We start from the raw sequence: 14,084 nt of genomic DNA, 5'->3' as shown, positions 1-14,084 counted from the left end.
ATAAACGATGGTTCATAACTTGAAACTTTAAACCTGAAACAAAATATTTCCATTCCAAAATCAACCCTCCATTCCCTTGCGTATGTTCAAACTAATTCTTATTTTTAGTACTTGAACTATGCCGTTATGACAGAAATTGATATTGAAAAAGAAAATAAAGCTATTGCGCAGGAATACAAAGAATTACTTCGAATTAGTTATCAGACTTTAAGCCCCGCAGACAAAAAATTAATTCGTAAAGCTTTTGACGTTGCCGTTGATGCCCACAAAGAGCAAAGACGCAAATCAGGAGAAGCGTATATCTTTCACCCTATTGCAGTTGCAAAAATTGTTGCCTCAGAAATTGGTCTGGGCGCGACCTCAATTGCTGCGGCTTTATTGCATGATGTTGTTGAAGATACTCCAATGACTGTTGACGAGATTGAACGTTTATTCAATCCAAAGGTGGCACAGTTAGTTGAAGGTTTAACCAAAATTTCATTAGTACAAAAGGATTTAAATGCTTCAATGCAGGCGGAAAATTTCCGTAAAATGATCCTTACTCTTAACGATGATGTGCGTGTTATCCTGATTAAACTGGCGGATCGTTTGCACAATATGCAAACAATGGATTCCATGGCGGAATACAAACAAACCAAAATTGCTTCTGAAACGCTTTATATCTACGCTCCTCTCGCCCACCGTTTAGGACTTTACAACATCAAAACCAAACTGGAAGATTTAGGTTTAAAATATACAGAACCCAATGTTTACAATGACATTGTAAGCAAAATCAGAGAGACAAAAGAAGAACAGGATGCTTACATCAAAGATATTTCGGATGTTTTGAAGAAATCCCTTGATAGCGAAGATATTGATTACATTATAAAAGGGCGTCCGAAATCCATTTATTCGATTCGTCGAAAAATGCGCGCTCAAAATGTAAGCTTTGATGAAGTTTACGACAAATTTGCCCTTCGAATTGTATATAAATCAGATCCACATGATGAGAAATTTATTGCCTGGAAAATATATTCAATCGTAACCGATCATTACAGACCTAGCCCTAGCCGATTACGTGACTGGATTTCATCTCCAAAATCAACCGGATATGAAGCACTTCACATTACTGTAATGGGACCAAAAGGTCGTTGGGTCGAAGTTCAGGTTCGAAGCGAGCGTATGGATGAAATTGCAGAAAAAGGATATGCAGCGCATTACAAATACAAAAACGGAGCAACCGAAGAAAGTGGCCTTGACGTTTGGCTGAACTTACTTCGCGAAGCGTTAGAAAATCAGGAAACCAATGCGGTTGATTTTGTCGAAGATTTTAAAATGAATTTATATTCAAAAGAAATCTTTGTCTTTACTCCAAAAGGAGAAATCAAATCATTACCAAAAGGAGCAACTTCATTGGATTTTGCCTTTAGTATTCACTCTGAAATTGGAATCAAAACCAGAGGAACCCGTGTAAATGGGCGTTTAGTTCCATTAAATCACGAACTTAAAAGCGGTGATCAGGTTGAAGTAATAACTTCGGCAAATCAAAAACCAACCATAAACTGGCTGGAATATGTAACGACTTCAAGAGCAAAAAATAAAATAAAAAATGTTCTTAACGAGAACACTAAAAAAATTGCCGAAGAAGGAAAAGAACTGCTTACCCGAAAATTAAAACATTTAAAAATTACGTTTAACGAACAAGTAACAAACGAGTTAGTTAACTTTTTTAAATTAAAAACAAGTTTAGATTTATTTTACAGAGTTGGAATTGGTGCCATCGAAAATCAGCAGTTAAAAGATTATGCGGCACAAAAAAGCAATTCGTTTATCAATTTCTTTAAGAATAAAATCAAACGAAACAAAGATACTGCCGACGAGGATATTCACAAACAAGTCATCAGCAGTAATTACGATATGTTGGTTTTTGGAACCGAACATGATAAACTTGATTATAAACTTTCGCAATGCTGCAATCCAATTCCCGGAGATGATGTTTTCGGATTTGTAACGATAAACGAAGGAATCAAAGTACACAAAAAAGATTGTCCAAATGCTATTGGCATGCAATCGAATTATGCGTACAGAATCATGAGTGCTAAATGGATTGACTCATCTCAGGAAGAATTTAAAGCCATTATAAATATTACCGGAATGGACGTTTTAGGTCTTACAAACCAATTAACACGTGTTATTTCGAATAATATGAGTGTAAATATTCAAAGTATTTCATTGAGCACTGATGCGGGAATATTTCATGGTCAAATCGCGGTAATTGTAAAAAATAATACGATTTTGAAAAAAATGATCAATGCCATCAAAAAAATTGACGGAGTTGATAAAGTAACACGAGAGTATAGAACCTAACGATTTAATACAATTCAAAAGACTTTTAGTTTAATTATGCAAAACGAAATTTTAGAAATTCCGAAAGTAAATTTTAATGAAAAAGGCGATCTTTTAATTCTTGCCTCAGCAACTTCATCCAAAGATGATTTTGATTTTTTTCAGGGAAAATCTGTTATTCGAAATAAAAAACTAAAAAAGAGATTTGCAAATTGTACCGAATGGATTGAATTTCCTTCTACACAGGAAATGTACAAGATTTTAAACGGCATTGACAATATCGATAATTTCCTTGCTACTTTTGATGGTGAACCATTTGAAGGAATGACAGTCCGATTATTTAATCCCGTTACAAAACTTTGGAGTATTTATTGGGCGGATTCTAATTCTGGCACTTTAGACAAACCTGTAGTGGGTTCTTTTGAAAATAAAGTGGGCCATTTTTTTTCTAAAGATATTTTTGAAGACAAAGAGGTTTTACAAGTATTCAGATGGGATGCCAGAGATGAAAGCAATCCGGTCTGGAGTCAGGCAATGTCTGATGATAAAGGAAAAACCTGGGAATGGAACTGGTATATGTACATGTCCAAAACGAAATAAAACTTTGTTAGATTTATCATAAATAAAAATAATTATGTTAATTAAGTTTATTCCTTTTATTTAAAATATATCATTGTAAAAGCCTGTTTTTGATGCGATATTCGAATTCAAATTCAGAATAGAACGTTAAACTTTAAACCCGAAACTTTTATTCATTAAAAATAAAAAATTATCTTTGCCGGATATGACACTCATTTCAACTGACAACACTAAAAATCAAGAAATTGTAAAAAATGTTTTTACAATGTATCTTGAGCAAAAAGGGCATCGCAAAACTCCTGAGCGTTATGCTATACTTCAGGAAATTTACGATAGCGAAGAACATTTTGATATTGAAAACTTGTATATCAAAATGAAAAACAAAAACTATCGTGTGAGCAGGGCTACGCTTTACAACACGATTGAGTTATTGTTAGACTGCGCTTTGGTTAGAAAACATCAATTTGGACAAAATCAGGCTTATTACGAAAAATCGTATTTCGACAAACAGCACGATCACATTATCATGACTGATTCTGGCGAAGTAATTGAATTTTGCGATCCAAGAATTCAGACCATCAAAAAAACAATCGAAGAAATATTTGATATAGAGATCACAAATCACTCTTTATATTTCTACGGAAACAAAAAGCAAAAACAATAATCCGGAAAGGAATTATTCAAAAATAAAAAAGAAAATTAACTACATTAATCAGTAGGGCAACTCAGATTGTCTCAACGCAAATTAAAACAGAATGACCGTAGATTTATTACTAGGATTACAATGGGGAGATGAAGGTAAAGGAAAAATTGTTGACGTTCTTACCTCAAATTATGATATTATTGCACGTTTTCAGGGAGGACCAAATGCAGGACATACTTTAGAATTTGACGGTATTAAACACGTACTTAGAACAATCCCTTCTGGAATTTTTCATAAAGATTCAATAAACATCATCGGAAATGGAGTTGTAATTGATCCTGTAGTTTTTCAAAAAGAAATTGAAGGATTGGAGAAATTCAACCTTGATATCAAAAAGAAATTAATCATTTCAAGAAAAGCACATTTAATTTTACCAACACACCGTTTACTTGACGCGGCTTCTGAAGCTTCAAAAGGAAAAGCTAAAATTGGTTCTACTCTAAAAGGAATTGGACCAACTTACATGGACAAAACCGGAAGAAATGGTTTAAGAGTTGGTGATATTGAATTAGAAGATTTTAAAGAGCGTTACAGAGCTTTGGCAGACAAGCACGAAGCAATGATTGCTTTTTATGATGTTGCTATTCAATACAACTTAGCTGAATTAGAAAAAGAATTTTTCGAAGCTATCGAAGAATTAAAAAAATTAGATTTTATTGACAGTGAAGAATACATTCACCAGGCTCAAAAAGCAGGTAAATCTATTCTTTGTGAAGGTGCTCAGGGATCTTTATTAGATGTTGATTTCGGAACTTATCCGTTTGTAACTTCATCAAACACTACTGCAGCCGGAGCTTGTACAGGTTTAGGAATTGCTCCTAACAAAATCAAAGAAGTTTACGGAATTTTTAAAGCTTACGTAACTCGTGTTGGTAGCGGACCTTTCCCTACTGAACTTTTTGACGAAGTTGGAGCTACAATGGCAAAAGTTGGTAACGAATTTGGATCTGTAACAGGAAGACAAAGACGTTGTGGATGGTTAGACTTAGTAGCTTTAAAATATGCTGTTCAGGTTAACGGAGTTACGCAATTAATGATGATGAAAGGTGACGTTCTTTCTGGTTTTGAAACTTTAAAAGTTTGTACAGAATACAACTATAAAGGACAAAACATTGCTCACTTTCCTTACAACATTGAGCCGGAAAATGTTACTCCGGTTTACAAAGAATTTAAAGGATGGAAAGCTGATTTAACAGGATTGACAACTTACGATGAATTGCCAATTGAGCTAAAAGAATATATTGAGTTTATTGAAAAAGAAATCGAAGTGCCAATCAAAATTGTATCGGTTGGACCAGACAGAAAACAAACAATAACAAAATAATACATTTTAAACGCTCTGATAATCAGAGCGTTTTTTTTTGAAACAAAATCTACATGAGAAAAAATCCGGAAATAGAAATAACTGAAACGAAGTTATTATCAGACAATTGGTATGTATTAAACAAGGTGACTTTTAATTACACAAAAGAAAACCAAAAAACAGAATCGCATATTCGCGAAGTATATGATCGCGGAAACGGCGCTGCTATTCTATTGTATAATTCATCTAAAAAAACAGTAATCCTGACAAGACAATTTCGTCTGCCAACTTATCTTAACGGAAATAAAACCGGAATGATGATTGAGGCGTGTGCAGGACTTTTGGATAAGGATAATGCTGAACAGGCGATTATTCGTGAAACAGAAGAAGAAACAGGTTATCGCTTAAGCAAAGTTCAGAAAGTGATTGAAACCTATATGTCTCCGGGATCTGTAACAGAAATTTTATATTTGTTTGTTGGAGAATATAACGAAAGCATGAAAGTAAGCGAAGGTGGCGGTCTTGATGCTGAACAGGAAAACATTGAAGTTCTGGAATATACTTTTGATGAAGCTTATGCGATGATAGAATCTGGTGAAATAACTGATGCAAAAACCATTTTGTTATTACAGCATGCTAAAATAAAAGGACTGGTTTAAAAAAAATGAGTATTTTAGTTTTCGAAAGTTTAGCAAACATGAAATGAAAAGACTAAAAAAGCAAACCATACTCCTTATAACATTGGCAACAATATTTATTCTTATAAATGTTGTTGCTTTTTTTCATGCCTACAAATTCACCCACTTTACAGCGAATGAATCTCAGAAAACAAGAAGTCCGGAGCAATTATCTTCTTTTGAAAAAGCCAAAACTTTATTTCTAGGAGTAAATAATCCAAAACCAAGAAACAATAAATTTCCTTCTCAGATATATACAACTTTAAAGCTGCATAGCAATAAAGAAATTGAATGCTGGCTAATTAAAAATAAAAACTCAAAGGGAACCGTCATACTATTCCATGGCTATGGCGGAGAGAAATCTTCAATGCTTTCAAAATCGGATGAATTTATAAAATTAGGTTTCAATACATTACTTGTTGATTTTATGGGAAGTGGAAATTCCGAAGGAAATCAAACTACAATTGGTTTTAAAGAAGCGGAAGAAGTTAAAACAACATTTGATTATTTGCAAAGATCAGGCGAACAAAACATATATCTCTTTGGTACTTCAATGGGAGCTGTTGCAATCATGAAATGTATTAATGATACGAATATAAAACCAAAAGGAATACTACTTGAATGCCCATTTGGTTCGATGTACACGACAGTATGTGCCAGATTTAATAAAATGAATGCACCAATATTTCCTATGGCAGGATTATTAGTTTTTTGGGGTGGTTTACAAAATGGCTTTTGGGGATTTAATCATAATCCATCCGAATACGCTAAGAATATTACTTGTCCCACCTTATTACTTTATGGTGAAAAAGATAAAAGTGTAAGTCGAAAAGAAATTGATGAAATTTACACCAATTTGAAAGGTTTAAAAAAACTTAGCACTTACAAAAATACTGGTCATGAAAATTATCTAATTAAAAACAAAAGTAGATGGATAGCTGATACTTCCATTTTTTTATCAGCAAATCAGCAAAATCACTAAAAAATGAAAATCCCGAAACCAAAACAAAAAATTATGTAAGCTTTTGATTGTAATGATTTATAACTTTATTTTCATAAAATTAGTACCTATGAAAAAGTTATATTATTCAGCAAATGCCCTACTTATAATGATGTTAGTTTTATTAGCTTCCTGCAAAAAAAATGAAACTACAACTATTACAGAAAATAAAAAGCCCAAAAAAGTAATTGAATACAAGAAACCAAAATCTGTTTCTTATAAAATTGAAAAAACAAAAGAATGGCTTAAAACAAACGAAGCAGACAGCAGTAAAATGGATATTGTTTACGCTTTAAACCGAACTGACAAAGCTAATTTCAAGAAACTGGATTCTGTTGTTATTCCGGCAGATTTTAGCGGAGATTTGGTTTATTACCTTCCATTTCCGCTTCATGTTTCAGCTTTAGAAGAAGTTTCTAAAATTATTATTTTCTCTTATCCGACGCAAACTTTTGCGGCTTACGAAAACGGAGAACTGGTTTATACAGGCCCGACCAATATGGGAAGAAAAAAAGATCCAACGCCAACCGGATTGTTTTTCACCAATTGGAAAGCCGAAAAAACAACCAGCACTTTTAATGACGAATGGGATTTAAAATGGAATTTTAATATTGAAAATAAACTTGGGGTTGGTTTTCATCAATATGATCTACCGGGTTATCCTGCCTCCCACTCTTGCTTAAGATTACAGGAAAAAGATGCTAAATATTTATACACATTTGCAGATGAATGGATTTTAAAAGACAAAGAAAATGTAAAAGTAAAAGGAACTCCTGTTGTTGTTTTTGGAAGTTATAATTTTAACAGTTCAAAACCTTGGCTGCAATTAGCAAAAGATCCAAAATCTTTAAATATTCCTGAATCTGAAATTGAAAATCAGGTAAAACCTTTTCTCCAGCAAATTCTTGAAAATCAAAAATTGAGAGAAGCCGAGCAAACCGCCACACTTTAAAATATATTTATTGAAGAGAAAAGACCGTATCGTTATAAATGATACGGTCTTTTTTAATTTAAATGCAAAAAGAATTTCCCGAATCTTAAGTTAGACACACTGCAGTGCATTTCTGTGTTCAAAATTAAAAAAATATTTCATAAATAAATGAACATTCATTTATTATTATATCTTTGTATCGAATTATTTCATTTGATATTTCAAATTTTTAACACGAATCAAATTCCATACAAAATGAAAACTTCACTTATAGAAAATAAAAAAATTGCCATTATTGGCGGCGGTCCCGTTGGGCTTACCACTGCACGAATTTTACAAATCAACGGCGCCGATGTAACGGTTTATGAAAGAGATCTAAATGCTCAGGCGAGAACATCCGGAGGAACGCTGGATATTCATTCCGGTTCGGGACAGTTTGCCATTCAAAAAGCCGGCTTGATGGAGGAATTCTACAAACATGCGAGACCAACAGGCGAAAAAATGGCTGATATAGACGGAAATATTACTTCTGACGAAATACCGGACGAAACCAATGCGTATTCAAGACCTGAAATCGATCGTAATGATTTACGCAAAATTATGCTGGATAATCTTCAGGAAAAAACGGTTGTCTGGGACAGTCAATTAATCAATATTGAAAAAATTGCAAATCAGTATATTCTGGAATTTAAAAATGGAAATAAAACAACTGCAGATTTTGTAATTGTAGCTAATGGCGGAAGATCTAATGCCCGAAAATTCGTTAGTGATCAGGAACCTCAACTTTCAGGAACTTATATTATACAGGGAGAAATTGTAAATCCTGAGAAAGATTATCCTGAATTTAAACCCAAATACGGAAATGGGAATGTAATGGCAATGGGGGAACAAAAAATGTTTTATACCCATACCATGAGTGACGGTTCTGTACATTTTGGAGTTTCTTTTAAAGCGGATGAAAACTGGATTTCAAATCACGGAATCAACTTTGAAGATGATCAGGCAGTAATTTCCTTTTTAAACGAGACTTTTAAAAACTGGGGTGAAGATTATAAAAAGTTCTTTGCTGTTTCTACTGAATTTTCAGGTTTACCTTTACGTTTATTTTCTTTGGAAGAATCCTGGAAAGAACATTCTAACATTACACTTGTTGGTGACGCAGCACATTTGATGCCTCCTTTTGCAGGCGAAGGCGTAAATATGGGATTGTTTGATGCTTATCATCTGACAGAAAATTTAACTAACGGAAAATTCGACACCATTGATGCTGCAATTGAAGATTATGAGAAAAAAATGTTTGGCTACGCTCTTGAAGCACAACGCATGACTAAAAAAATGGAAGATTTATTGCATTCTGATATTACAGCGGAAGATATCCTGAGTAGTCGTGTTGACGATTAAAGATTTTTTTCACCATATAAGTGATGTAAGTATATTTAAGTTGGTTTACAAATCACTTGGCAACAACTAAAAAAGGCGTAAGATTTAAATCTTGCGCCTTTTGCTTTATATTAAAAACTAAAAATTATCTTGAATAATTTGGAGCTTCTTTTGTAATTGTAACGTTATGAGGGTGACTCTCTGTGATTCCGCTAGAAGTGATTCTAACAAAACGTCCTGATTCCTGTAGAGTAGGAATATCTTTTGAACCACAGTATCCCATACCTGCACGAAGACCTCCAATAAATTGAAGCATACTTTCGTTTAATTCTCCTTTGTAAGGAACACGACCAACAATTCCTTCCGGAACTAATTTTTTAACGTCGTCTTCAACATCCTGGAAATAACGGTCTTTAGAACCTGTTTGCATTGCTTCTACAGAACCCATTCCACGGTAAGATTTGAATTTTCTTCCTTCAAAAATAATAGTTTCTCCCGGAGATTCTTTTGTTCCTGCCAATAATGATCCTAACATTACACAGTCAGCACCTGCAGCGATTGCTTTCGGGATATCTCCTGTATAACGAATTCCACCATCTGCAATAACAGGAACTCCAGTTCCTTTGATTGCTGCAGCAACTTCAAGAACTGCTGAAAATTGAGGGAAACCAACACCAGCAACGATACGTGTAGTACAGATAGAACCAGGTCCGATTCCTACTTTTACACCATCTGCTCCATTTTCTACTAAATATTTAGCAGCTTCCGGAGTTGCGATGTTTCCAACGATTACATCTATTTGAGGGAATTTTGATTTTACTTCTTTTAATACATTCACTACACCTTCTGTATGTCCGTGAGCAGTATCAATAATAATTGCATCTACACCGGCAGCGACTAAAGCTTCAGCTCTTTGAACTGCATCTCCTGTAACTCCAATTGCAGCAGCAACTCTTAAACGACCTAAAGAATCTTTATTAGCGATTGGTTTTTGAGTCAGTTTTGTAATATCTCTAAAAGTGATTAAACCAACCAATTCGTTGTTAGCATTTACAACTGGCAATTTTTCGATTTTATGACCTTGTAAAACAACTTCGGCTTGTTCTAAAGAAGTTCCTTCAGCAACCGTTACTAAGTTTTTGCTTGTCATAACCTCAGCAATTGGTCTTGCACCGTTTTTCTCAAAACGTAAGTCACGATTGGTTACAATTCCTTTTAAGATTCTGTTTTCGTCAACGATTGGAATACCACCGATTCCGAATTCTTTCATTGCATTTTTTGCATCTGCAATTGTAGAAGTTGTTGGTAATGTTACCGGATCGATAATCATACCAGCTTCTGCACGTTTTACTTTTCGAACTTTTCCTGCTTGTTGTTCGATCGTCATATTTTTATGCAAAACACCAATTCCGCCTTCTTGCGCCATAGCAATTGCCATTGCACTTTCTGTAACTGTATCCATAGCAGCAGATACAATCGGAACGTTTAATGTGATGTTTCTTGAGAATTTTGATTTAATGCTTACTTCGCGGGGAAGCACATTCGAGTAGTTAGGTACTAATAATACATCGTCGTAAGTTAAACCTTCGCCGATAATCTTGGAGTTGTGTGCTATCATGTTGCAATTTCTAGTTGAATTGCGTGCAAATATAGTGAATAAATTGCTAACTTGATCACTAACTTATTCATAAAATTGCTCTTACAGGAAAAAACCTACGGTTTACAAATCCAAATAATTAAGCTCCAAATTCCAAATCTGCGATTGAATAGGTCGTTTATTATTTGAAATTGCCGAGTTTTGGAATTTGGAATTTAAAAAATTGTTTTTTAGTCTTTATCCTGAAAGACAAAATTTATTCCGAGCTGAAATGCGGTACTGTTGGCTTTAGAAACATCTTTGTATTCTAAAACATTATTTACCAAAGCATAAATATTGACCATACCAATTGTTCCGGAAAGTCCGAGCCCTATATTTTTATTTGAAAAGGTATCAAAAGTATACGTTGCTTTTACATCTAATTTCTCTAATAGTTTTCTTTGATAAAAAAGCGTCAATGCCGCAATAGCTTCTCTAGGCGCTGACATGGCAAAAAACTGAACTCCTGCTGCATTTTTATACTTTTCTACACTTTGTGGCATTTCGCAATTACATTCTTCATATGCACGGGATTTTCCAAATGAATATTTAAGAGAAGAATAAATTTTTGTTGGACGCCAGGTAGTATATTTATTGTATAGTGTATCTCTGGGAATTGCTTTCTCAAACTCATCAAATACATTTTCAGGATCATCTGTACCCATAAAATCAGGATTTGTCCCATTGTAATGGTACGTTCCTTTATAAGTTATTGTTTCAATATCTTTGGATTGATGCACAAAACCTAAATCAATGATACTGGCTGTAAGCTGAAGATTTTCTTTTATATTATAAGTAACTCCGGCATCTAAACCAAAACCCAAACTCCCATTAAAAAAAGTATTATGAGCAATATCTTCTGCAATATTTCCTTCGTATTCGTCTTTTGTAAAACGTGCAATTCCTGAGGTTTTAAGTTCTAAGTTAGAGGAAATAACCTGATCATAAAGATTTGGTGTTCCTGCCATTTGACCTGTGTATATATAACCTGAATTATGTGTTGAAACTGCATTGGCTCCGCTGGAATAAATTTTTGCTCTTCCGCCAAGTACTAATTTGTCATTCATTTTTTTATGAAAACCAACATGAAAAACCGAAAGAACCTCTGCTTTTAGATTTAAATCGGTAAGACTAAATGCTTTTCCAATATAATTTTGATTTCCATCCAAAGCCAAAATCGCCAAATCTTTTGGCATGTACATAAAAAAGTCAAATTCCTGATAGACTCCAAAAGAAACATACGAACGACTGTCTTTGCCTCCTACTCTAAATCCTCCCGAAAATATTTCCAATTGCTGGTTTGTAATGACTTTATCGTTTCTTGAAGATTTGTTGATTACGTTTCTAACTTTATCATTAAAATCTACTCCGTTATCTGCAAACAAATCATAAGCAGAAAAGCTGCTTGATCCTAAATTAGCCGAAACTCCGGATAGGATTGGCAAACCAAAATAAAATTTATACGAAACATCTGCTCCCGGATTAACTAGGGAAGCTTGTGGGATCGAGGTAAAATTATATAAGACTTCTTTGTTTTGCGAAAAACAAGAAAATATCGTTAACAGAAATAAAATTAAATATACCTTTTTCATTCTATTTCCATATAAACGGTTGCGCTTGATTTTAAATTTAATTTTCCAAGACTTTGTTCTGTTAGTGGCGGCCCAGCAGTAATTAGAACAACAAAAGCAATTTTTACGGTTTGTTTTAAAAGATCCAGTCTTTGATTCTCAAAAACTTCAGTGGGATATTTTGTTGTATTAGGAGTTCCTTTGTAGGCTGGAACTCTATAAGAAAGCGTTTCAACAATTTCGTCTTTAGCGTTGATTAAAAGCAGATTTACGGCAAAGGCTCTTTCTATTGTATTGTCTATTTGTACATCAAAGGCAGCTTTCTTTAAATGTTCATTAAAAAACTTATCCTTAAAAATGTCAAAATCCCTAATATCAAACGCAATTTGATTTCCACCGTCATTTACCAGTTCCTTAGCATCAACATCAAAATAAGCGAGGTTGGCTACAAGTACAGGTTCCAGCTTCAAATCTTTTACCTGATCAAAATCTAAATTACTTGAGCAGGAAAGAAATAATAAAGGCAATAGTAATATCCTGAAAATTTTGTAAATGAAGTTTGCTTTCATAACATTTTAATTACGGATAATATTCTACAACTTTAATTTGTAGCTAATTACATCAATGTATAGTAAATATAATCATTTTTTAATGAAACTTCCCAAACAATTTTGAAGCTTCATTATAAGCGCTTTCAAAACTTAAAGAATTAAGTCCTGTTATTTTTTTATTAGCAGTAAAATAAGAAACCAATTTTTCTGTAGGCATATTCCCTGTTAACTTGTCTGTTGCCATCGGGCAGCCACCAAAACCCTGAATCGCGCCGTCAAATCGAGTACATCCTGCTTTTGCTGCTGCATCTATTTTTTCGAACCAACTGTCGGGTGTGGTATGTAAATGAGCACCAAATTCGATCTGAGGATATTTCGGAATTAAATTAGAATAAAGATACGTAATAACATCTGGTGTTGAAGTTCCTACGGTATCTGAAAGCGATAAAATTTTAACGCCCATTCCGGCAAGTTTCTCCGTCCACTCTCCTACTATCTCAACATTCCACGGATCTCCGTAAGGATTTCCGAATCCCATTGAAAGATAGGTTACCACTTCTTTGTTCTTTTGATCTGCGATTTCAAGAATCTCCTGAAGCGTGATCAACGATTCGGCTATTGTTTTATGTGTATTTCTCATTTGAAAATTCTCAGAAATAGAGAAAGGAAAGCCTAAATATTGAATCGCCTCGTGTTCAGACGCTGATACTGCACCTTGTGTATTGGCAATAATAGCCAAAAGTTTGCTACTGGTTTGTGATAAATCGAGTTCTGCCAGAACCTCAGCCGTATCCTGCATTTGCGGAATTGCTTTGGGAGATACAAAACTTCCAAAATCGATCGTATCAAACCCTACACGAAGCAGTGCCTGAATGTAAGTAACTTTATTTTTTGTTGGAATAAAATCCTTAATGCCTTGCATGGCATCACGTGGACATTCGATAATCTTGATCTCTTTGTTCAAAACGTATTCATTTGTAAAGGCTAAGTTAGTTTCTTTTTTAAAGAAATAAAAATTATGTTTTTTTGTTTTTCTGAAACCATATCTCTGTAGAGGCGCACGGCAGTGCGTCTACACAAAGAGAATCTACAATGCTGGAAATACAAAACGTAGACGCACTGCGGTGCGCCTCTACAATTTGTCGAACAGATTATTATGCAAATATGTAATGATAACCCGTTGGGTGTAATTAAAATATTATAAATTTTGGCACGGATTAAACAGATTCATTATCCGCGTTTTTACAAAGTAAATCCGTTTTATCCATGTGCTACTTTATTCAAAGGAGCATTTTTAAATATAATTGCACTCAACGGGTTAATTATAAAAAAATATTACCAAAAAACGTAATAATATAAAATATTACGGATAACCGTAATAATTATTTTTATTCCTTATATTTGTAATAGAAAGTTTATTATTTTTTA

At 33.9% G+C, this 14,084-nt stretch carries 12 protein-coding genes; 8 read left to right on the top strand and 4 right to left on the bottom strand.

The features are described 5' to 3' along the window. Nucleotides 1–126 precede the first annotated feature (126 nt). The 8 genes from KHA98_RS18295 (at nt 127) to KHA98_RS18260 (ending at nt 8,919) form a co-directional block, all read left to right on the top strand. On the top strand, nt 127–2,346 hold the full coding sequence (locus tag KHA98_RS18295) for a RelA/SpoT family protein (protein ID WP_213259334.1): 2,220 nt from the start codon (nt 127–129) through the stop codon (nt 2,344–2,346). Nucleotides 2,347–2,382: 36 nt separating this feature from the next. Continuing rightward, nucleotides 2,383–2,925, top strand: coding sequence for a hypothetical protein (locus KHA98_RS18290; protein WP_213259333.1), 543 nt, complete (start codon nt 2,383–2,385; stop codon nt 2,923–2,925). A 184-nt stretch (nt 2,926–3,109) separates the two neighbouring features. Then, nucleotides 3,110–3,568, top strand: a complete 459-nt coding sequence (locus tag KHA98_RS18285) for a Fur family transcriptional regulator (protein WP_026981862.1) — start codon at nt 3,110–3,112, stop codon at nt 3,566–3,568. Nucleotides 3,569–3,659: 91 nt separating this feature from the next. Next, a complete protein-coding gene (locus tag KHA98_RS18280; RefSeq protein WP_213259332.1) occupies nt 3,660–4,931 on the top strand; it encodes an adenylosuccinate synthase in 1,272 nt (423 codons plus the stop codon). A gap of 53 nt (nt 4,932–4,984) precedes the next feature. Beyond that, on the top strand, nt 4,985–5,569 hold the full coding sequence (locus KHA98_RS18275) for an NUDIX domain-containing protein (protein WP_213259331.1): 585 nt from the start codon (nt 4,985–4,987) through the stop codon (nt 5,567–5,569). 43 nt (nt 5,570–5,612) lie between these two features. Further along, complete coding sequence (locus KHA98_RS18270) at nt 5,613–6,569, top strand: alpha/beta hydrolase (protein WP_213259330.1); 957 nt, start codon at nt 5,613–5,615, stop codon at nt 6,567–6,569. Between the two features lie 88 nt (nt 6,570–6,657). After that, the gene (locus KHA98_RS18265) at nt 6,658–7,539 is read left to right on the top strand and encodes a L,D-transpeptidase (protein WP_213259329.1); all 882 of its coding nucleotides are present in this window, start codon (nt 6,658–6,660) and stop codon (nt 7,537–7,539) included. Nucleotides 7,540–7,773: 234 nt separating this feature from the next. Next, nucleotides 7,774–8,919, top strand: a complete 1,146-nt coding sequence (locus KHA98_RS18260; RefSeq protein ID WP_213259328.1) for an FAD-dependent oxidoreductase — start codon at nt 7,774–7,776, stop codon at nt 8,917–8,919. Nucleotides 8,920–9,043: 124 nt separating this feature from the next. On the opposite strand, the gene guaB is transcribed toward KHA98_RS18260, so the two are convergent. From guaB to KHA98_RS18240, 4 genes are all read right to left on the bottom strand, one after another. Beyond that, nucleotides 9,044–10,516, bottom strand: a complete 1,473-nt coding sequence (guaB, locus tag KHA98_RS18255; protein ID WP_213259327.1) for an IMP dehydrogenase — start codon at nt 10,514–10,516, stop codon at nt 9,044–9,046. A gap of 209 nt (nt 10,517–10,725) precedes the next feature. Then, nucleotides 10,726–12,126: a DUF5723 family protein gene (locus tag KHA98_RS18250; RefSeq protein ID WP_213259326.1), complete on the bottom strand. Its 1,401-nt coding sequence runs from the start codon at nt 12,124–12,126 to the stop codon at nt 10,726–10,728. Continuing rightward, nucleotides 12,123–12,674, bottom strand: coding sequence for a hypothetical protein (locus KHA98_RS18245; RefSeq protein ID WP_213259325.1), 552 nt, complete (start codon nt 12,672–12,674; stop codon nt 12,123–12,125). Before KHA98_RS18245 ends, KHA98_RS18250 begins: the two co-directional genes overlap by 4 nt. A gap of 79 nt (nt 12,675–12,753) precedes the next feature. Next, a complete protein-coding gene (locus tag KHA98_RS18240) occupies nt 12,754–13,620 on the bottom strand; it encodes a beta/alpha barrel domain-containing protein (protein ID WP_213259324.1) in 867 nt (288 codons plus the stop codon). Between the last annotated feature and the right edge of the window lie 464 nt (nt 13,621–14,084).

The sequence above is a fragment of the Flavobacterium branchiicola genome (assembly GCF_018383905.1).
Taxonomy (GTDB): domain Bacteria; phylum Bacteroidota; class Bacteroidia; order Flavobacteriales; family Flavobacteriaceae; genus Flavobacterium; species Flavobacterium branchiicola.
This window is presented reverse-complemented; position numbering and strand designations above follow the sequence as displayed.

Excerpts from the sequence above, each read along its gene's own strand:
- KHA98_RS18285 (WP_026981862.1), top strand. The coding sequence starts at position 3,110 with ATGACACTCATTTCAACTGACAACACTAAAAATCAAGAAATTGTAAAA.
- KHA98_RS18250 (WP_213259326.1), bottom strand. The coding sequence starts at position 12,126 with ATGAAAAAGGTATATTTAATTTTATTTCTGTTAACGATATTTTCTTGT.
- KHA98_RS18270 (WP_213259330.1), top strand. The coding sequence starts at position 5,613 with ATGAAAAGACTAAAAAAGCAAACCATACTCCTTATAACATTGGCAACA.
- KHA98_RS18260 (WP_213259328.1), top strand. The coding sequence starts at position 7,774 with ATGAAAACTTCACTTATAGAAAATAAAAAAATTGCCATTATTGGCGGC.
- KHA98_RS18295 (WP_213259334.1), top strand. The coding sequence starts at position 127 with ATGACAGAAATTGATATTGAAAAAGAAAATAAAGCTATTGCGCAGGAA.
- KHA98_RS18280 (WP_213259332.1), top strand. The coding sequence starts at position 3,660 with ATGACCGTAGATTTATTACTAGGATTACAATGGGGAGATGAAGGTAAA.
- KHA98_RS18290 (WP_213259333.1), top strand. The coding sequence starts at position 2,383 with ATGCAAAACGAAATTTTAGAAATTCCGAAAGTAAATTTTAATGAAAAA.
- KHA98_RS18245 (WP_213259325.1), bottom strand. The coding sequence starts at position 12,674 with ATGAAAGCAAACTTCATTTACAAAATTTTCAGGATATTACTATTGCCT.
- KHA98_RS18265 (WP_213259329.1), top strand. The coding sequence starts at position 6,658 with ATGAAAAAGTTATATTATTCAGCAAATGCCCTACTTATAATGATGTTA.
- KHA98_RS18275 (WP_213259331.1), top strand. The coding sequence starts at position 4,985 with ATGAGAAAAAATCCGGAAATAGAAATAACTGAAACGAAGTTATTATCA.
- guaB (WP_213259327.1), bottom strand. The coding sequence starts at position 10,516 with ATGATAGCACACAACTCCAAGATTATCGGCGAAGGTTTAACTTACGAC.